Consider the following 18,568-nt stretch of genomic DNA (forward strand, 5'->3'; position numbering starts at 1 on the left):
GAACCTGTTCGATGACGAAGACGGTGAACGGGTCATCCCTCAGGCTTGGCGGCCGTAAGAATTGGCTGGCACGGATTCTGCCCCACCCCACCCGATTCAAACGAGCGGGTCTCTGCAAATGCGATCAATTGCGTCCACGCCGTGCCGCCAATGCAAACCGCGCCCAGGCAAGCCAAGACCTCACGCCAGGTCAACGAGGGCACTCCGAGCTGCGACGCGGCGGACACGACCTGATAGCCAGCGACGCCGGCAGGAACAGAAAATGCTGTGGCGATTGTGATGCGCAGGGCAAAGGATCTACTAGCGGCGACGGCGACCTGGCCAAGGACAAGTGTCAGCGCACCACCGGCCCTTCCGATAAGCAGGGCGCCAATGACACCAGCGCCGCTTCGAAACGCCGCCATTCCGATACTCAGTGCGGCAGAAAACGGCAAAGCGTACACTGCGAGCGCAAAGATCGCCCAGCAGAACAAGCCAATGCCGAGCGTGTTGAGAACAAGCCCAAGCGCGAGCATGGTGGTGGCTCCATGTGCACAGACTTACCGGTCGCGCCTTCCACCACCACCACGGCGCGGATTCGGACGTAAGATCGAAACGAGGCAAAGTTGCGGCGTGCAACTCCACCTTGTCTTCGACACGAGCCGGCGCTCATGCGCCGCCGAACTTCCAAACGGGAATGCCGAGCCGCTTCGCCTTGTCGGCGAGGTTGTCCTGGATTCCCGTGCCCGGGAAATGCATGACGCCGATCGGCAGAAGCTCAAGCAGAGCATCGTTGCGCTTGAACGGCGCCGCCTTAGCGTGTTTCGTCCAATCAGGTTTGAAGGCGATCTGTGGCACCTTGCGGCTCGTCGCCCATTTCGAGGCGATCAGTTCGGCACCTTTCGGGGACCCGCCATGGAGGAGGACCATGTCGGGGTGCTTGGTATGAACCTTGTCGAGGCGATCCCAGATGAGGCTATGGTCGTTGAAGTCGGGCCCACCGGTGAGTGCGACTTTAGGTCCTGGTGGCAGCATGACCTCCGTCTCGGAACGACGCTTGGCGGCGATGAAGTCGCGGGAGTCGATCATTGCCGCGGTGAGCGTTCGGTGATTGACCAATGATCCCGATCGTGGGCGCCAGGTTGAACCGGTGTGGACCTCAAATTGTTCGATGGCCTGGTCGCGGAAGAGCTCCAGGCAGTTGCGGCGCTCGATCAGCGTTATGCCTTCGGCCGTTAGGCGCTCGAGTTCGACCGATCGCACTTCCGAGCCGTCCTGCTCGCGCTGGCTCTTGTGCTGCGCTTGTTCGTTGTCGTCGAGCTGCCGCTCAATGCGGTCGACGGCCCGGTGGAACAGGTTGACAGTCGACCAGAGCAGATCGTCTAGGTCCGGCTCGAGCCGCGTGTCGGTCAGGGTGGCAACCAGGGCGTCAAACATGTCCGCTATGGCGCCGACGATCATCTTGCCCTCCGGGAGCGGTCTTGGATCGGGTTGGTCGTCGAAGGGACGATAGCCGAAAAGCTCTATTTCCGTGAGGATGTGGTCGGTCGGGGAAGAGGCATGCGGCGGTTCGATGTCGTCATGGTCGGTCATGGGAAGAGGTCCTTTGCCGGATCGGCCGCGACCATCGCGGCCTTCGTGGCGATCCTCTGACGGCGGGCGGACCGGGCCAGCACCCGACAGGGCCGAAGCGGCAGCGGAGGATGGCGGAGGCCGGCTATTTTGCTTCGCGATGCAAAGCGCGCGGCCAACCGCGTGATGTGTCTTCGCATCGCGGGCGCGCGGCGGAAAATAGCCGGACGTTCGCCATTGCCGGCCCGGGCCGCTTGCCGTTCGATCGCCCTCTAGAAGGCCGAGGTCGCGTCCTCTTCCGCTATTGGCCTCGCCTACGACCGGCCTATCAACGTCGATCGAAGACCGGGAGCTATTCCGCGGCCACCGTCGACGAATGCACGAAGCGGACGACGTCCTCTGGCACAAGCTGAAACCGCAGCGCTGCTCGGAGGGCTTCGAGACCGAAGACATGCAGATCTTCGTTGAAGTCGCCCAGCCGCGGCGATAGCGGGATCGCTTCAATACCGGCGTTTGCTGCGCGCTGGCTGAGAATTGCCAGCACCGCATCACCGGCGGCATCGGCATCGCGCGCAATGTAGAGCCGGCGCAGGCTAGACGGCAGCGCCATGGCGGAGAGGTGATTAGCCGAAAGCGCTGCCGCCATCGGCATCGTCGGCAGCAGGTAGCGTAGCGAAAGCATCGTCTCTATACCCTCGCCGGCAGCGAGCACGTTGTCCACCACGCCGAACCGAACGGCGTTGCCGAGCAGATCGCCCATGGTCCGTCGTGGCGTGTCGACCGGAGCCTTGCCGAGCCGAACACCATCAAAGCCATCCGGGTCGAGCCAAGTCCGGTGCACGCCGGTGATCCGACCATCAAGATCCGTGACGCGGGCGATCATCGCCGGCCAGGTTTCAGTCGGCAAAAGCTCGTCGGGCCGATAGTAGCAACGTGGGTGGAAGCGCAGGCTGCCATCATGGTGGACGCGGGTTATTCCGCGGCGCTGCAGGTACGTTTCAGCCAGTGTCCCCTCAATCGGGCTGGATATCGCAAAGAGCCGACTGGCGGCTACCTGCGATCCGGGCGGTACGGCTGGGGGAATAGGTCTTGGGGCGGGTTTCTGCTCAGAACGAGGCAGGTTCAAAAAGCGCCTCGCCTCCTCGGCGACCTCACGAAAGTCTCGCAAAGCCAGAGTTTCGCGGATGATGTCGAGCAGATCACCATGCGCGCCGGTTGCGGCATCGGCCCACTTGCCCGCCGCTCCCTTCGGCGATTCCTGGAGCCGTACAAATAGTGAGCGGCCCGGGTTGTTGTGGACGTCGCCGACCACCCAATACCGCCCCGCCCGCTTGCCATTGGAGAGATAGTGTCGGCATACCGCCTCCGCCTCGCGCGCGAGGCGGCGTGCCAGTTCGCAAGGTTGGCGGGACATCAGGCCGCCTCCTGCCAGCTGGCACCTTCGACTGGATACCGGTCGAGTATCTTCGACAGCATCTCTATGCCGCTTGCGTCCATCCGTACGAGCATCCGGAGCTTACAAAAGGTGATCTCTCCGAAGAGGCCGTGGCCTCGCAAGCTCTTGCGCATCTTGGACTTGGATCTCGACACTTCGATGCGCTTTCCACGGATCACTCCGACATCGGCCGACGTGATCTTTTGGACAGCTTTTGGCATGTTGATTCTCCACGACGGGCAGCCGAGCCTCTCTCTCGGCCTCCAACCCGTCACGGAAACGACCCTGCCCCTCTTACTCTTGTGCCGCGGCCACCGAGCAGAGCCTTACGCCGCCTGCAGGTCCTCCCTCGGCATGTCGCCGACGGGTTCAGGGAGAAAGCCAAGCAGATAATCGGCAACCTTGCTGGCCTTGGAAGCAGCCCGGATAATTGCACGACTGTCCTCGCGCAAGACTTCAAGCCAAGAACCGATATAGTCGGCATGCCGCACCGTCGGCACGATGCCGAGCGAGGCGCAACTGAACGCAGACGAGATTTCCGCAACCAGCTCCTCGAAGGCATACTTCCTAGTACCGTAGTTGCCTGACAGGTCACGGTTGAGACGCGATGGATGGCTACTGGCGTGCGCCAGCTCGTGGAGAGCCGTTCGATGCCAATTGATTGGTTCAAAATAGGCCTGCGGAGGCGGCACCTGCACATAATCTTCGGCCGGCATATAGAAGGCACGGTTGCCGCCGATGCGGAAGTCGATGCCGGTCGCCTTGATCAGGTATTCGACCTGCGGCTCGATCAGGCCTGGCGGCGGAGGCGGCGCCGTTGATGCGATCTCTGGAGCCAGGCCGCCACATTGATCACAGTTGAAGACCGTGAACTGCTTGAGGAACGGCATGGCCTGCGCTTCCTCGCCGGTCTCATGTGCGCGGCGTTTTTCGCTGGCAGGCACAAAGCGGTCGGCATAGACGACGGTCGTGCCGCGCTCGCCCTTGCGGACGTGACCACCGAGCGACAGCGCCTGGCGGAAGGTAAGCCAGCTCTGCCCTATGAATCCGTGTTCGATAGCAGCACCCCATAGAACTAAAATGTTTATGCCGCTGTATTGGCGGCCGGACGCCGCACTCTTCGGCAAGGCCAGAGGCCCCTTCGCCGCCGCGGTGCCCCAAGGCTGCACCCACGGCACTCGGCCAGCCTCCAACTCGGCGATAATCTTGTTGGTGATGTCGTCGTAAAGGTTGGCCCGGTCCTGGCCGATGCGCGCGTTAGGATAATGTCTGGACATCGCGGGTCTCCGCGACGGGGACCGCGAGCCTCTCTCGCAGCCTGTAACCCGTCACAGCAAAACCGCGCCGACACTCTGACTCTTACCTCTACCCGAGAGGATGCGAATCTGCGACGCAGTCCGCCTTCCATAGTGTTCATGGGCATTGAGTTGAGCTACCCAGGGCCGCAGGCCCGACCAGGCGTGCGCCTGGGGCGCATCGCCTCAAGGGAAAATGGCACCCGGAGAGCGTGAGCATAGCGACCCGAAGGGACACGCGGGTCCGAGTGCAGCGACGAGACCGGTTCAATAGCGGCACCCGGGAACGGGGCAGTGATAGCGATCGCCGCAAGGCGAGCCCCTTTTCCGAGTGCCCTCGGCGAGGAGCTCCGCTATCCCTGCGCGAGGGATCGAAGCCGGATGGCCGAGACGCAGCGCGGCTCGGTTCACAAGAGCCCGTTGCGGCGCAGCCGCACGCGCGCAAGCGGGAGAACTCGCCAGGGGTTGACCAGAGGACCTCGTTTCGTCGCGTGAGTTCGTCGGCGCGTCGAAATCCCTATCTACCTATTCCGGCGCAGTTATGGTTGCATTCGGCCTTGCATCGCCCATCCGGCTCAAGCGCGTCACGAGAGGCCTGCAGGTCACGGAGACCTGGAAGGACTCAGTCCCCAGTACGTGAGCAATAACTGAACCATTCGAGCAATAGCCGGCCAAGCAGTGCTCAGCCCAGCAATCATAGCCTGCTGAGTTCAACCCGCACGTTCAAATTCCGACGCTCGAAAGCGATCCGAAGGCTTCGATACAAGTCTTCCATCGAACCTGTCGGATTGACTATTGATCTATCATCCAAAGCAGTTGACTGCCTGCTACCGGCCTCAGCCAACGGAGCGCCGCAACTGTTCCCCTTTTCTTTCGCGAGCGACATTGGCGTTCTTGGAGAAACTGCACACCGAAGGCTTCCTTTTCGCGCGCCAATCCAACCTTTTCCCGCCCGGCCGCGCTTCGCGGTAGAGGTGCAAACTCTTTGGCGATAACACTCCGCTTAATCCGCGATCCGAACTCTCGCTCCCCCGACCAGGGGCAAAGAGCAATCTGGATCGACCAGATCCCGTCTCGTTCGTCAGTGAAATCAGCACATGTTACACCACGGGCATTCAGCAGTCAGATCAAACCGCTTAGGCTCGCCGCGCACCGCACGACCTGCCCGCTACCCTCTCGCTAGAACCTGGCCCACGATGATGAGGGCGGACATGGCCGCCGCCTACCTTGACTTTGGAGACACGAGCGAACTCATGCGCGCGATCAGCCGAGGAGACGCCCCCCCACCAATCGGCTTTCGCGGAACAGGGCGCCTGCGCCAGCCAGTTTGGTCGAAGGCGACTATGGATCACTTCGCAGCGTCGATCGGAAAAGGAGATCTTAAGCAGGGGGAAGATCTTTTATGCCTGGTGTGATATCGCTTGGGAAGGCACCGCGTCTGCCTCGGTATTGTCGCCGCAAAATATTGGCGAAGAATAGAATAGCCTACTATTTTGAACCCCCAACCTGGGCTCGTCGAGAGGGCTGCGATTTAAACCCTGAAGCTCTGGGCTGCGATTACGCAAGTGCCGTCGAGCGGGTAGAGAAAGTTCTCTTGCCGGCGTTCGACAGTTGGCACTCACGGGGTCTAAGCGACATCGTGCCGGCGACTATCGAACCCGGCACGTTCGATTGGCTCGTCGGCGTCTTCCAAGCTCACCAGAAGTGGACAGAAATCGAAAGCGCTACACAGCGGCACTACACAAAAAGTCTCGCGCTGTTCGCCAATCACGAGCTGAAAGATGGAAGTCGCGTTGGGTCTAAGCAGCTGTCCGATTTCACCAAAGCGTTCGTCGACGCAGTTTATGGAAAATTATTGTCCGTGACGAAAGTCGATAACAGTGGAGAGGTCGTCGTTCGCGAGCGCCGTCGCTATGTCAATATGGCTATGGCGTCGTGCCGCCGGGCTTGGTTCGTTGGTCAGCGTGCTCAAGAAAGGATCGTACCGGCGACCAATCCGTTTTCCCGGATGGGATTGAAATCTCGTCCGCCTGGGCGGCCCATAGAGCCCACACCGACCGCAACTTGGGATGAGCTCGTCGCCTTCAGAGCTGCCGCGAGAAGGCTTGATTACCGCTCGATCGCAACAGCTGCTCTACTGTCGTGGGAGTGGCTGCAACGAGAGCAGCACGTCTTTGGCGCCTTCGACATTTCGCATTATCGCCCCAGCGAGCGGCCAAATAGCGTCAGAATCGTCCATCCGAAGAATGGAGAGGAGGCCTGGTGGCCCCTAACGGACGAAACTGGCGCCCCTCTCTTCCCTGAGCTTATGGAGGAACTTGACGAGATCAAAAGGACCACCCTCTCCGGCCTGGTATTCCGGCGTGACCATGCGCATCGTCAGTCGGCAATCCCGCTACCATGGATTACCCCGCGCAAGGATCTCCGCCATCTACGTAGCGTGGTAAAAACAATTATCACAGAGGCTGGCCTACGTCAGGAGCTTTCTTTTCGGTCCTTCCGACACGGAGGATTTACTGAAGGCGCCGACAGCGATCTCACGGATGCAGAGTTGCGCGCGGCTGGCCGTCATAGATCAAGTCGCCAACTGCCAACTTACGCCAAGCGGACTGGCAGGCAGTTGATCATTGCCACAAAAAAGCGTCGCGAGGAGCGGACAAGATCTCTGCTTATTCGGCTCAACGCCAATCTCTCCTCCGAATAAGGGCAGTCGGCCGACGGCAGCGCCGACGAATGCGCTGAAAGGATCGCCTATTTTCCCGTCCATACCGGCTTGCGCTTCTCGCTGAACGCTTTCAGGCCTTCCTTGGCGTCCTCGGTCATCGCGAGCAGCGCGATCTGGCTTTCGGTGTAGGCGATGCTCTCGTCGAACGACATCGAGGCGATGGCGCGCATCGCGTATTTGCCGCGGCGGATCGCGGTCGGGGATTTATCAACGATGCGACCGATCAGCCACTCGACCTTGGCGTCCAGCTCGGCCGCGGGCACGACGTAGTTCAGCAGGCCCGCTGCCAATGCCGCTTTCGCGTCGAACGGCTCGCCGGTCAGCGCCCATTCGTTGACGAGCCGCGGCGGGGCGATGGACTGCAACAGGCTCAACACCTGCATCGGGAATACGCCGACCTTCACCTCCGGCAGGCCGAAGATGACGTGATCGGCGGCGACGGCCATGTCGGTCATGCAGAGCAGGCCCATGCCGCCGGCCATGCAGACGCCGCCAACGCGCGCAATCGCGGGCTTGGTCGCGTTCTGCGACAAGCGCAACAGATCGGCATAGTCGACATTCGGCTTCGAATGATCCATCGCGAAAGCCGCGCCGGAGTTCTGCAGATCCGCACCGGCGCAGAACGCCTTGTGGCCCGCCCCCGTCAGCACGATGATGCGGACATCCCTGTCGTCATGGGCGTCGCGATAGCCGCGTGCGATGCCGGCGATGACCTCGCCATTCAGCGCGTTACGTTTCTCGGGACGGTTGATGGTGATCCAGAGCGCCTGCCCGCGCTTCTCGGTAATCACGGCTGTGGTGTCGTTCATGGCACGCTCGCTTCCTTGGGCTCCCGTTTAGCGGCCATTTGCGGCAGCTCGGGCGGAAGGTGCAAGGACAAACTGCGGCACGGCGCCGCTTTAGCGCCTCGACACAAACTTGAAAGGCGATCGAAGCGCAGACTCAGGCTGCGACCGCTTTCCTGATCCAGACCTTGTTGTCGTGGAATGCGGCGCCGCCAATCGGCGCGATCGTGTCCGCCCCCGTCAGCATGTTGATGCCGCGGTCACCGATATGGTTCTTGTTGGGATGAACGGACTCCGCGATCAGCACGCCGCGCCGCACGCCCTCGAACAGCGTGGCGATCAGCGTGGTCTCGCCGCGGGTGTTGCCGAGCGTCACGGCGTCGCCATTGGCGATGTCGAGCGCGGCCGCATCCAGGGGATGGATCATCACGCTCGCCTTGCCCTCGCGCGCCTGGGAGGACGGCGTCTCGTTAAAGGTGGTGTTGAGGAAGCTGCGCGACGGGCTGGTGGCAAGCCGGAACGGATGGACCTGGTCGGAATGCTCGATCACCGCCCAATGGTCCGGCAGCGACGGCATCTTGTCGAAGTCACCCATCTTCTGGCCGAACGGCGGATGCGCCCAATCGGCCTTGAAATGGAATTTCCTGTCGGCATGGGCGAAGCCGTCGAGATAATGCGACGTGCGGAAGTCCGGCTGCAGGTCGCGCCAGAGATCGGCTTCGAGGCCTGCAATGTCGCCGTGGTCGCTCAGCTTCAGCGTCGCGTCGATCAATTCACGCGGCGTCAGCTCGAACCCCGGATGGCTGGCGCCAAGCCGCGGCGCCAGCGCCTGCAACACCTCGTGGTTGGAGCGGCATTCGCCGGGCGGGTCGATCAGCTTCGGTCCGACCGAGATGTGCTGGTGGCCGCCGCCGTAATAGAGATCGTCATGCTCCATGAACATCGTCGCCGGCAGCACGATGTCGGCCATCTCGGCCGTCTCGGTCATGAACTGCTCGTGCACCGCGACGAACAGATCCTCGCGCGCAAAACCCTGCCGCACCAGCGCCTGCTCCGGCGCCACCGTCATCGGGTTGGTGTTCTGGATCAGCATCGCCTTGACCGGACCCTTGCCGTGCAGGGCCTCGGAATCGCTGGTGAGGATGCGGCCGATCTGCGACTGGTCGAGCGCGCGGATGGTTGGGTCGATGGCGTCGTGGCCTTCGATGATGGATTCGTTGAAGTGCCACAGCGCGTAATTGTTGAAGAAGGCGCCGCCGCCTTCATACTGCCAGGCGCCGGTCACCGCGGGAATGCAGTTCGCGGCATGCATCTGCGCCGCGCCGTTGCGCGAGCGGGTGAAGCCGTAGCCGAGCCGGAAGAAGGTCCGCTTGGTCTCGCCGACCAGTTTGGCAAAAGCCTCGATCTCCGCCACCGGCACGCCCGAGATCGCGAAGGCCCATTCGGGCGTGCGCGTCTTCAGATGCGCCTCGAGCTCGCCGGGGCAGTCGGTGTACTTGTCCATATAGGCGCGATCGGCATAGCCGTCGCGGAACAGGACATGCATCACGCCGCAAGCGAACGCGCCGTCGGTGCCGGGCCGCAGGATGATCTTGATATCCGCCTGCTTCATGGTCTCGTTGTCGTAGATGTCGACGGCCGCGATCTTGGCGCCGCGCTCCTTCCGGGCACGGGCGGCGTGCGTCATCACGTTGACCTGCGTGTTGACGGGGTTGGTGCCCCAGATCACCACCAGGTCGGACAGCGCCATCTCGCGCGGATCGACGCCGGCGATCTTGCCGGTGCCGATCGCGAAGCCGATGCGGCCGACATTGGCGCAGATGGTCTGATAGAATCGCGAATATTTCTTCACATGCGTGAGCCGGTTGAGGCCGTCGCGCATCACCAGCCCCATCGTGCCGGCGTAATAATAGGGCCAGATTGAGTCCGCGCCGAATTCGCGCTCGGCCTGGTTGAAGCGTTCCGCGATCTCGTCCAGCGCCTCGTCCCAGCTGATCCGCGCGAATTGGCCGGAGCCCTTCGCACCCGTTCGGCGCAGCGGATACATCAGCCTTTCGGGATGATGAATGCGCTCGGCATAACGGGCGACCTTGGCGCAGACCACGCCGGCCGTATAGGTCTGCTTTTTCGAACCGCGGACACGACCGATGCTGCGTCCCTCGACCACCTCGACATCGAGGGCACAGGCCGACGGGCAATCATGCGGACAGGTCGAATGGCGGATTTCGATCTTGGCGTGCTGGTTCATGTCCAATTTGGTAACACCAAAGTACCTGTCAGCCGAGGGTATTTATCCGGCAACGCCCATGCGATTTGCTCAAGTCGCGCGCCGCCGGTTCCTGCCGCGACCGCGAAGAGCGGCGCCGCCACACCGAAAACCGCAGGATATTCCAGGCACCATCGGCCTTGTGAGGCGTCGACAGTCCGCCTCACCTGCCGCTACAGTGCCGGCCAACAAGAACGACATCAGGGAGGTGGGTGTGACGGCGCGACAATTCATGCTGGCGCTGGCCGCCGGCCTGCTCAGCGCATTCTCCGCAGCCCCGTCCCTGGCGCAAGACTATCCCAACCATTCGGTCCGCATCGTCGTGCCCTTCGGCGCCGGCGGGCCGGCCGATGTCGCGGCCCGGCAGATCGGCAACGCGCTCCAGGAGAGTTTTGGCCAGCCCTTCGTGATCGAGAACCGCACCGGCGCGGGCGGCGTCATCGGCACGGTCGAAGCGGCGAAGTCGCCCGCCGACGGCTACACGTTGTTGATGATGTCCAACACCCAGACCGCGAACGAATCCCTGCTGACGCCGGACAAGCGCAAATACGAGCTGATGCGCGACCTCGCGCCGATCGCCCCGGTGAACGCTTCCGATCTCGTCATCGTTGTGAACCCGCAAGTCGCAGCGAAGACGCTGCAGGAGTTCGTCGCACTCGCCAAGTCGCAGCCAGGCAAATTGAACTACGCCTCCTCCGGCCAGGGCACGCCCTATCACATGGCCGGCGAGCTGTTCAAAGCCATGGCCGGCATCGACCTCGTCCACGTGCCCTATCGCAACAGTGGCGAGGCACGCAGCGGCGTGATCGGCGGGCAGGTGCAGATGATGATCGACGCCGTGCCGGCGATGGCGCCGAACATCGGCGAGAACCAGGTCCGCGCGCTCGCGACCACCGGCAAGCAGCGCTCAGCGGTGCTCCCGAACGTGCCGACCGCGATCGAGGCGGGGCTCGCAGGCTATGAAGCCACGATCTGGCTCGGCCTGATGGCGCCAGCCGGCACGCCGAAGCCCGTGATCGACAAGCTCAATGCCGCCGTGAACGCAATGGTGAAGCGGCCCGACATCGTCAAGCTCTGGACTGCGCAGGGCGCGGTGCCGATGTCGATGACGCCGGAGGAATTCGACAAATTCCTGCGCGGCGACATCGAGAAGTGGGCCGACGTGGTCAAAAAGTTCGACAAGTCCTGAGACCGTAGAGCGACAATGCCCAGCATTCAATTCCAGCTCAACGGCACGGCCGCGGCCGTGGATGCCGATCCGGATCAGACGCTGCTCGACGTGCTGCGCAGCCGGCTCGGCGTTACAAGTCCGCATTTCGGCTGCGGAGCCGGCGAGTGCGGCGCCTGCCAGGTCATGGTCGGCGACCGCGCGATGGCCTCGTGCGACCTGCCGATGTGGTCGGTCGCGGACAAGGAGGTCGTTACGGTAGAAGGTCTCGGCACGGCGGAGCAACCGCATCCGCTGCAACGCGCCTTTATATCCGAGCAGGCGATGCAGTGCGGCTATTGCGTCTCGGGAATCCTGATCAGCGCGGCGGCGCTACTGAAGCGCAATCCGTCGCCGACGGAGGCGGAGGTGAAAGCGGCGCTTGATCGCAATCTGTGCCGCTGCGGATCGCACAACCGCATGGTCCGCGCCGTGCTGCGGGCGGCCGCGGAGATGGCGGCATCATGAGTGCGCCGTCCCCTGCCCCGACACTGCCGGTCAGCCTTGTTGCCAATCCCAAGCTGTCATCCTGGCTGAAGCTCGTCGGCGAAGGCCGTGTGGCGATCTCGCCCGGCAAGGTCGAGATCGGCCAGGGCATCGTCACGGCGCTAGCGCAGATCGCAGCGGACGAGCTCGACGTCGATATTGGCCGCATCGAGATGATCCGCGCCTCCACGGCGGCAAGTCCGAACGAAGGCGTCACCTCGGGCAGCCTTTCGATCCAGCAGTCCGGACGCGCGCTGCGCCACGCCTGTGCCGAGGTCCGCCAGCGCTTCCTCGCCGCGGCATCGGAGCGTCTCGGCGTCGATGCGTCGCTGCTCGACATCCATGACGGCACGATCTCGGGCCCCGGCAATGTCAGGACCAGCTATTGGGAGTTGGCCGGCGACGTCTCGCTCGACCACGACGCCAAAGCGGGCGCGACAGCGAAGATCGTCGCCAAACGCACTGTGGCCGGACATTCGGTCCAGCGCGTCGACATTCCCGACAAGGTGTTTGCGCGGCCGCGCTTTATCCATGACTGCCCGCTGCCGGACTTGCTGCACGGACGCGTGCTGCGGCCGGACATCTCGGGCGCCAGGCTGATCGCGCTCGACGAAACGGCGACGCGAGCCGTTCCCGGCCTCGTCGCGATCGTCTGCGACGGCGGCTTTGCCGGGGTGGTTGCCGACAGCGAGACAGCGGCGGAAGCCGCGCTGAAAGCCTTGCGCAAGGGGGCGACATGGTCGGCCGGCGAGCCGCTACCCGATGAAGATGATCTCGCCGGGTTCCTGATGAGCCAGCCGGTCGAGACCACTGTCATCGACACCAGGACCACTGCAGCAACGATAACGAAAGCTGCTCGCACCCTCCGCCGGCAATACATCCGTCCCTACATCGCGCATGCCTCGATCGCTCCATCCTGCGCCATGGCCCGATGGGACGGCGATCGTGTCCATGTCTGGACGCACAGCCAGGGCGTCTATCTGCTGCGGGCCGACCTCGCGATTGTGCTCAAGCTGCCGGCACAAAATATCGTCGTCGAGCACATGGAAGGCGCGGGCTGCTACGGACACAATGCCGCCGATGACGTCGCGCTCGATGCCGTGCTGCTGGCGAAAGCGGCCGGCGGCCGTCCGGTGCGGGTGCAGTGGTCGCGCCACGACGAGATGGCCCACGCGCCGTTCGGCGCGGCGATGGCGATCGAGATCGAGGCCGATCTCGATGCGGACAACGAGATCGTCGGTTGGCGCCATGCGATCTGGAGCAACGGCCACGCGGCGCGGCCGGGGCGCGCGGCGCAGCCCGCGCTGCTTGCCGCAAGCGAAATTGCGAACTCCTGGCCGCGGATGGTCTCGACCAATCCGCCCGCGGCCAATGGCGGCGGCGGCGACCGCAACTCCGTTCCGCTCTACGACCTCCCGGGCTGGACGATCACGAGCCACCGGCTCCTGACCATGCCGGTGCGGACCTCGGCGCTGCGGACGCTTGGCGGACAAGGCAATGTGTTCGCCATCGAGTCCCTGCTCGACGAGATCGCCACCCTGCGCAGCGAAGACCCGATCGCGTTCCGCCTGCGTCATCTGCGCGACGAACGGGCAAAGGAGGTCATTCGCGCGGCGGCACGACGTGCGCAGTGGAAACGGCAGAAGCAGGCCGGCATCGGTCATGGCGTCGGCTTTGCCCGCTACAAGAACACGGGGGCCTATTGCGCCGCGATTGCGGAGATCGAAGGCACTGATGACATCCGCGTCAAGCGGCTGACGCTTGCGGTCGATGTCGGCGAGGCCATCAATCCCGACGGCGTCATCAACCAGATCGAGGGGGGCGCGATCCAGGCGACGAGCTGGGTGCTGAAGGAACGCGTCCGCTTCGACCGCACGCGCATCACATCGACGTCCTGGACCGACTATCCGATCCTCACCTTCAGCGAGGTGCCAATGGTGGATGTCGAGATTGTCCAGCGGCCGGAGATCGAGCCGGTCGGCGCCGGCGAGGCCGCCCACGGCCCGGTGACGGCGGCGATCGCGAATGCCGTTTACGATTGCCTCGGCGTGCGCGTGCGCGACCTGCCGATCACCCGCGACAAGATCATTGCAGCCATGGAGCAGGCGTCGTGACGACAGTGAGCATTTTGAGTGGAGGCGCGGCGCAAGGCCTGGTGCGCGGCCTCAGCGATCCCTTCAAGACGCAGACCGGCTTCGGCATCGACGGCGAGTTCGGCGCGGTCGGCATCATGGCCGACAAGCTGCGCGCGGGAACGGCGGCCGATCTCGTGATCCTGACGCAGGCGCTGCTTGCAAAGCTTGCCGAGGAGACGCTCGTCGTGCCCTCCTCGATCTCGGATGTCGGGCGGGTCGAGACCGCGCTGGCGGTCCGGAGCCGCGACCCCAAGGTGACCGTGAAGACCGAGACCGATTTGCGCGAGGTACTGCGCAGCGCCGACGCGATCTACGTCCCTGATACGAAAGCCTCGACGGCGGGACAGCACGTCGCAAAGGTGCTGGATCAGCTCGGCATCGCCTATGAGGTCGCTTCGCGCCTCAAGATCTTTCCCAACGGCGCGACGGCGATGCGGGAGCTGGCGTCGTCCACTGCGACGCGTCCGATCGGCTGCACACAGGCGACCGAGATCATCGCGACCGACGGCATCATGCTGTCGGGAGCGCTGCCGCCGGGCTGCGAGCTCGTGACGATGTACACGGCCGGCGTGACCACGCGTACCGCACATCCGCAAGAGGCGGCCGCGCTGATCGCGTTGCTGACCGGCGCAGACCGCAAGGATCTGCGCCAGCGCGCAGGCTTCACCGGCTAGATAGCCGCCCTATGTGTGCAACTGGGTGAGGCCGGTCGGCGGTCCGTCCACGGCGGTCCAGCCACCATCGACGAACAGCGTGCTGCCGCTGACATAGCTCGCGGCGTCCGAGGCGAGATAGGCGACGGCGGTAGCGACCTCGTCGGCGCTGCTCCAGCGGTTGAACACGGTATGGCCGGCGTAGAGATTGTAGATGTCGGGGCGCTGCTTGAACGGGCCGGTCAGCGCGGTCTCGGCAATGCTCGGCGCAATCGCGTTGACGCGCACGCCGGAGCGTCCGACCTCGGACGCAAAGCCCTTCACCAGCAGGCCGATGGCTGCCTTGGTCGAGCCGTAGACGCCGAGACCCGGCTCGATGGTCACCGCGCGCACCGAGGAGCAGGCGATGATGCTGCCGCCCTTCTGCTCGACCATGATGCGGCCGAAGGCCTGGAAGAACCAGACCGTGCCCTTGATGTTGAGGTTGAGAACGCGGTCGAGATCCTCCTCGGTGTAGTCGAGGATGGTCTTGCGGATGTTGAGCCCGGGCGTCGTCACCGCGATGTCGAGCCGCGAAAATTTCTGCATCACGGTCTTGGCCAGCGCGTTGACGTCCGCGGCGCTCGCCGCGTCACACGCAGCCGTCTCGGCCCAGCCGCCCTTCTCACGAATGCCAGCGGCGGTTGCTTCAGCGGCGTCAAGCGCGCGATCGGCGCAGACGACACGGGCGCCGAGCCCGGCCAGCGCCTCGGCCGACGACTTGCCGATGCCCGAGGCAGCGCCCAGCACCACGGCCGTCTTGCCGGTGAGATCGAAGAGCTTGCGATAGTCAGTCACGGATCAATTCTCCCTGCGTTGCTGCTATCCCTTGTAGCCCATCAGCAGGCGGGGCAGCCACAGCGAGAACGCGGGGACGTAGGTCACGAACATCAGAGCTGCAATCAGGGCGGTGTAGAACGGCAGGATGGTGCGCATCACCGCGCCCACCGAGATGCCGCCGATGGCGCAACCCACGAACTGCGTGGTCCCGACCGGCGGGGTGTTCAGCCCGAGGGCGCAGTTGATCAGCATCAGCATGCCGAACTGCACCGGATCCATGCCCGCCTTCATCGCGATCGGCAGGAAGATGGGCGTGCAGATCAAGATGGTCGCGGCCATGTCCATGAACGTGCCCAGCACGAACAGGATGACGTTGATGAGCAGGAAGATGACCCAGGGCTGCGTCGAGACCCTGCTCATCATCTCGCCGGCGAAGTCGGCGACCTCGTAAAGCCCCATCAAATACTGGAACATGGTGGAGACGCCGATCAGCAGCAGCACCACCCCCGTCGTCTTCACCGCCTTGGCCGCAGCGCGCAGGAAGTTCGGCAAGGTCATGGTGCGGTAGATGAAGAACGTCAGCAGGATCGTGTAGGTGACCGCGACGGCCGCGGATTCGGTTGCCGTGAAGACGCCGGACAGGATGCCCGCCAGGATGATACCGACGATCAGAAGGCCGGGCAGAGCGGCCGCGAACGAACGGAAAACCGCGGGCCAGCCCGGGAATTTGCCGGCCGGATAGCCGCGCTTCACCGCGACCGCGTAAGCGGCGACCAGCATGCATACCATCAGCACCAGCGCCGGCAGGAGGCCGGCGGCGATCAGCGCACCGATCGAGACCTTGCCGCCGGCGGCGAGCGCATAGATGATCATGTTGTGACTGGTCGGCATCAGCGCTCCGACCAGCGAGGCATGGGTGGTGACGTTGACGGCGTAGTCGGTGTCGAAACCTTCCTTCTTCATCATGGGGATCATCACCGCCCCCATCGCCGACACGTCGGCCACGGGCGAACCGGACACGCCGCCGAACAGCGTGCAGGCGACCACGTTCGACATGCCGAGCCCGCCGCGGATGTGTCCGACGAGATTCTTGGCGAGCTGCACGATCTTGTCGGCGACGCCGCCATGCAGCATCAGCTCACCGCTGAAGACGAAGAACGGGATGGCGAGGAAGGAGAAGATGTTCATCCCCGACATCATCTGCTGGAAAATGACGGCGACCGGGAGGCCTTCGTAGAGGATGGTGCAAATCGCCGACAGGCCGATCGCGAAGGCGACCGGGACGCCGAGGACGAGAAAGCCGAAGAAAGTGGCGCCGAGAATGATCAATTCCATGAGGGGACGACCTCTTCGCCGCGCAGGAGGGCGATGATGTGCTCGATTGAAAAGGAGACGATCAGGACGCCGGATGCGATCAGCGGCACGTAGCGGATGACCTCGGGCAGCCCGAGATTGGGGATCTTCACCGTTCCGACCGAGGCTCCGAGGATCCAGCCGTTGTAGGCCATCGCGACGCCGAACCCGGCCACCAAAACGTGGATGACAAGCTCGATTTTCTCTCGCGCCTGGTCCGGCAGCATCACCAGCAAGCTGTCCATGCCGATATGCCCGGCATCGCGCACGCCGACGGCGGCGCCGATCAACGTGACATAGAGGATCAGAACCAATGCAAGGTTCTCCGTCCAGGTCGGGCTGGAATTGAGCACGTAGCGTCCGAACACCTGGTAGAAGACGATGGTGACGATGACGAGCAGTCCGGTCACCGACAGATACATCCCTAGCCGAGCGAGGGGAGCATTGATCCGGGACAGCAAGCCGGTGGACGGGCGTCCGGCTACGTCCAGTTCGTGGTCTGCGACGTGAGGGTCTGTCATCCGGGTCTCCTTGCAAGTCTCCTTGCGCGCCTCCACTGCGTCGGTCCGGCGTCGCCAGTCGGCGCGCCGGACCGACGCTATGGTCTTACTTCGTGTCCTGGATACGCTTGACGAGGCCCTTCAGCTTCTCGTCACCGGCGAACTTGTCGTACACCGGCTTCATCGCGTCGACGAACTCCGCCTTATTGGCGATCGTCACGACCTGAACACCGGCCGCTTCAACGGTCTTGCGGGACGCCTGCTCACGCTCGTCCCAGAGCTTGCGCATGACGGGAACCGATTCCTTGGCCGCCTTGCGGACCATCGCCTGATCTTCCTTGCTCAGCGTGTCCCAGACCGTCTTCGACATCACGAGAACTTCGGGCGCGAGGGAGTGCTCGGTGACGTTGTAGAACTTGGCGGCCTCGAAATGGCGCGAGGACTCGTAAGACGGCCAGTTGTTCTCGGCAGCGTCCACCAGACCGGTCTTGAGAGCGGTATAGACTTCGCCATACGGCATCGGGGTCGGATTGGCCCCGAGGCTCTGGATCATGCCGACCCACAGATCGGATTGCTGGACGCGAATTTTCAGACCCTTGACGTCCGCGAGCGACTTGATCGGTGCCTTGACGGTGTAGATGGACCGGGCGCCGCTGTCGTAATAGGCGAGACCGATCAGGCCTGCGGGCGCCATGGCCGCCAGGATCTCATCGCCGATCGGCCCGTCAAGGACGGTACGCATGTGCTGCGTGTCCCGGAAGATGAAGGGCAGGCACAACGCGATGGTTTCCGGCACGAAGTTGTTCAAGGGCGATGCGTTGATCCGCATCATGTCGAGTGCGCCGATCTTGAGCTGCTCGATGGTGTCCTTCTCGGAGCCCAGCGCACCGTTGGGGAACACTTTCACGCCGAGCTTGCCGCCGCTCGCCGCTGCGAGCTGCTTGCCCATGAACTTGACGGCCTCGACGGTCGGATAATCGGCCGGATGGATGTCGGCGGAACGGAAATCGCGTGCGGTCGCCAAGGGGGCTGAGACCGCCATCAGAGCGGCTGTGATGACCCCGGTAAGTATCTTCATCTGAGCTTCCTCCTGAGTTGATTATGTCGTTGGGCAGATGCTGCGGGCCGCCTTGGGTCGCTCCACTTCCGGTGTGAAGTCAAGCGCCATTGTCGTCCCTAGGGCGCGCGGCATTCTCTGTCCAAGCCAAATCCGGCATCGATCGATGCTAGAGTTGCATCGATGGATCAAGCCGGCTTTGGGCAGACAACCGGCCCATCGTCCCATTTTTCCGAAATCATCTGTCGTCTGGCGCGGCAAGCGTTCATGCGCGTTGCTTGACGCCGCCGGTGGGGCCCCC

The 18,568-nt window shown here is 63.5% G+C and carries 16 protein-coding genes; 5 read left to right on the forward strand and 11 right to left on the reverse strand.

The window, feature by feature from the left end; all coding sequences use genetic code 11:
• Nucleotides 1-32: 32 nt before the first annotated feature.
• The 5 genes from BRA1417_RS0131745 to BRA1417_RS0131765 form a co-directional block, all read right to left on the reverse strand.
• Nucleotides 33-515 (reverse strand): hypothetical protein, encoded by a 483-nt coding sequence (locus BRA1417_RS0131745; protein ID WP_027519232.1) that lies wholly within the window; start codon nucleotides 513-515, stop codon nucleotides 33-35.
• Nucleotides 516-648: 133 nt separating this feature from the next.
• The gene (locus BRA1417_RS0131750) at nucleotides 649-1,572 is read right to left on the reverse strand and encodes a DUF2493 domain-containing protein (RefSeq protein WP_027519233.1); all 924 of its coding nucleotides are present in this window, start codon (nucleotides 1,570-1,572) and stop codon (nucleotides 649-651) included.
• Between the two features lie 331 nt (nucleotides 1,573-1,903).
• Nucleotides 1,904-2,965: a toprim domain-containing protein gene (locus BRA1417_RS0131755; RefSeq protein ID WP_027519234.1), complete on the reverse strand. Its 1,062-nt coding sequence runs from the start codon at nucleotides 2,963-2,965 to the stop codon at nucleotides 1,904-1,906.
• Entirely contained in the window at nucleotides 2,965-3,207 is a 243-nt protein-coding gene (locus BRA1417_RS0131760) for a hypothetical protein (RefSeq protein WP_027519235.1), read from the reverse strand. The genes BRA1417_RS0131755 and BRA1417_RS0131760 overlap by 1 nt, the downstream gene beginning before the upstream one ends.
• A 105-nt stretch (nucleotides 3,208-3,312) precedes the next feature.
• Nucleotides 3,313-4,263: an ArdC family protein gene (locus BRA1417_RS0131765; RefSeq protein WP_027519236.1), complete on the reverse strand. Its 951-nt coding sequence runs from the start codon at nucleotides 4,261-4,263 to the stop codon at nucleotides 3,313-3,315.
• 1,612 nt (nucleotides 4,264-5,875) lie between these two features.
• Between BRA1417_RS0131765 and BRA1417_RS41250 the strand changes: the two genes are divergently transcribed.
• Nucleotides 5,876-6,985 (forward strand): hypothetical protein, encoded by a 1,110-nt coding sequence (locus BRA1417_RS41250; protein ID WP_051448422.1) that lies wholly within the window; start codon nucleotides 5,876-5,878, stop codon nucleotides 6,983-6,985.
• Between the two features lie 47 nt (nucleotides 6,986-7,032).
• On the opposite strand, the gene BRA1417_RS0131780 is transcribed toward BRA1417_RS41250, so the two are convergent.
• Both BRA1417_RS0131780 and BRA1417_RS0131785 read right to left on the reverse strand, forming a co-directional pair.
• Complete coding sequence (locus BRA1417_RS0131780) at nucleotides 7,033-7,815, reverse strand: enoyl-CoA hydratase/isomerase family protein (protein ID WP_027519238.1); 783 nt, start codon at nucleotides 7,813-7,815, stop codon at nucleotides 7,033-7,035.
• Nucleotides 7,816-7,948: 133 nt separating this feature from the next.
• Complete coding sequence (locus tag BRA1417_RS0131785) at nucleotides 7,949-10,039, reverse strand: molybdopterin-dependent oxidoreductase (RefSeq protein WP_027519239.1); 2,091 nt, start codon at nucleotides 10,037-10,039, stop codon at nucleotides 7,949-7,951.
• A gap of 250 nt (nucleotides 10,040-10,289) precedes the next feature.
• Between BRA1417_RS0131785 and BRA1417_RS0131790 the strand changes: the two genes are divergently transcribed.
• From BRA1417_RS0131790 to BRA1417_RS0131805, 4 genes are read left to right on the forward strand one after another with little or no spacing between them, the layout of a single operon-like run.
• Complete coding sequence (locus tag BRA1417_RS0131790) at nucleotides 10,290-11,246, forward strand: tripartite tricarboxylate transporter substrate binding protein (RefSeq protein ID WP_198034933.1); 957 nt, start codon at nucleotides 10,290-10,292, stop codon at nucleotides 11,244-11,246.
• A gap of 15 nt (nucleotides 11,247-11,261) precedes the next feature.
• Nucleotides 11,262-11,732, forward strand: coding sequence for a (2Fe-2S)-binding protein (locus BRA1417_RS0131795; RefSeq protein ID WP_027519241.1), 471 nt, complete (start codon nucleotides 11,262-11,264; stop codon nucleotides 11,730-11,732).
• Nucleotides 11,729-13,864 carry a xanthine dehydrogenase family protein molybdopterin-binding subunit gene (locus BRA1417_RS0131800; protein WP_027519242.1) on the forward strand — a complete coding sequence of 712 codons (2,136 nt, stop codon included), beginning with the start codon at nucleotides 11,729-11,731 and terminating at the stop codon, nucleotides 13,862-13,864. The genes BRA1417_RS0131795 and BRA1417_RS0131800 overlap by 4 nt, the downstream gene beginning before the upstream one ends.
• A complete protein-coding gene (locus tag BRA1417_RS0131805) occupies nucleotides 13,861-14,559 on the forward strand; it encodes a substrate-binding domain-containing protein (RefSeq protein ID WP_027519243.1) in 699 nt (232 codons plus the stop codon). The genes BRA1417_RS0131800 and BRA1417_RS0131805 overlap by 4 nt, the downstream gene beginning before the upstream one ends.
• A gap of 9 nt (nucleotides 14,560-14,568) precedes the next feature.
• Here BRA1417_RS0131805 and BRA1417_RS0131810 read toward each other — a convergent pair whose 3' ends face one another.
• From BRA1417_RS0131810 to BRA1417_RS0131825, 4 genes are all read right to left on the reverse strand, one after another.
• The gene (locus BRA1417_RS0131810) at nucleotides 14,569-15,375 is read right to left on the reverse strand and encodes an SDR family NAD(P)-dependent oxidoreductase (protein WP_027519244.1); all 807 of its coding nucleotides are present in this window, start codon (nucleotides 15,373-15,375) and stop codon (nucleotides 14,569-14,571) included.
• A gap of 24 nt (nucleotides 15,376-15,399) precedes the next feature.
• Nucleotides 15,400-16,692 (reverse strand): TRAP transporter large permease, encoded by a 1,293-nt coding sequence (locus tag BRA1417_RS0131815; protein WP_027519245.1) that lies wholly within the window; start codon nucleotides 16,690-16,692, stop codon nucleotides 15,400-15,402.
• A complete protein-coding gene (locus BRA1417_RS0131820) occupies nucleotides 16,683-17,231 on the reverse strand; it encodes a TRAP transporter small permease (RefSeq protein ID WP_027519246.1) in 549 nt (182 codons plus the stop codon). The genes BRA1417_RS0131815 and BRA1417_RS0131820 overlap by 10 nt, the downstream gene beginning before the upstream one ends.
• An 85-nt stretch (nucleotides 17,232-17,316) precedes the next feature.
• Nucleotides 17,317-18,288 (reverse strand): TRAP transporter substrate-binding protein, encoded by a 972-nt coding sequence (locus BRA1417_RS0131825; RefSeq protein ID WP_027519247.1) that lies wholly within the window; start codon nucleotides 18,286-18,288, stop codon nucleotides 17,317-17,319.
• Nucleotides 18,289-18,568: the final 280 nt, after the last annotated feature.

Origin of the sequence: Bradyrhizobium sp. WSM1417 (genome assembly GCF_000515415.1) — a bacterium.
Lineage (GTDB): Bacteria > Pseudomonadota > Alphaproteobacteria > Rhizobiales > Xanthobacteraceae > Bradyrhizobium.

Excerpts from the sequence above, each read along its gene's own strand:
- BRA1417_RS0131750 (WP_027519233.1), bottom strand. The coding sequence starts at position 1,572 with ATGACCGACCATGACGACATCGAACCGCCGCATGCCTCTTCCCCGACC.
- BRA1417_RS0131785 (WP_027519239.1), bottom strand. The coding sequence starts at position 10,039 with ATGAACCAGCACGCCAAGATCGAAATCCGCCATTCGACCTGTCCGCAT.
- BRA1417_RS0131755 (WP_027519234.1), bottom strand. The coding sequence starts at position 2,965 with ATGTCCCGCCAACCTTGCGAACTGGCACGCCGCCTCGCGCGCGAGGCG.
- BRA1417_RS0131765 (WP_027519236.1), bottom strand. The coding sequence starts at position 4,263 with ATGTCCAGACATTATCCTAACGCGCGCATCGGCCAGGACCGGGCCAAC.
- BRA1417_RS0131795 (WP_027519241.1), top strand. The coding sequence starts at position 11,262 with ATGCCCAGCATTCAATTCCAGCTCAACGGCACGGCCGCGGCCGTGGAT.
- BRA1417_RS0131760 (WP_027519235.1), bottom strand. The coding sequence starts at position 3,207 with ATGCCAAAAGCTGTCCAAAAGATCACGTCGGCCGATGTCGGAGTGATC.
- BRA1417_RS0131815 (WP_027519245.1), bottom strand. The coding sequence starts at position 16,692 with ATGGAATTGATCATTCTCGGCGCCACTTTCTTCGGCTTTCTCGTCCTC.
- BRA1417_RS0131825 (WP_027519247.1), bottom strand. The coding sequence starts at position 18,288 with ATGAAGATACTTACCGGGGTCATCACAGCCGCTCTGATGGCGGTCTCA.
- BRA1417_RS0131745 (WP_027519232.1), bottom strand. The coding sequence starts at position 515 with ATGCTCGCGCTTGGGCTTGTTCTCAACACGCTCGGCATTGGCTTGTTC.
- BRA1417_RS0131790 (WP_198034933.1), top strand. The coding sequence starts at position 10,290 with ATGCTGGCGCTGGCCGCCGGCCTGCTCAGCGCATTCTCCGCAGCCCCG.
- BRA1417_RS0131780 (WP_027519238.1), bottom strand. The coding sequence starts at position 7,815 with ATGAACGACACCACAGCCGTGATTACCGAGAAGCGCGGGCAGGCGCTC.
- BRA1417_RS0131800 (WP_027519242.1), top strand. The coding sequence starts at position 11,729 with ATGAGTGCGCCGTCCCCTGCCCCGACACTGCCGGTCAGCCTTGTTGCC.
- BRA1417_RS0131820 (WP_027519246.1), bottom strand. The coding sequence starts at position 17,231 with ATGACAGACCCTCACGTCGCAGACCACGAACTGGACGTAGCCGGACGC.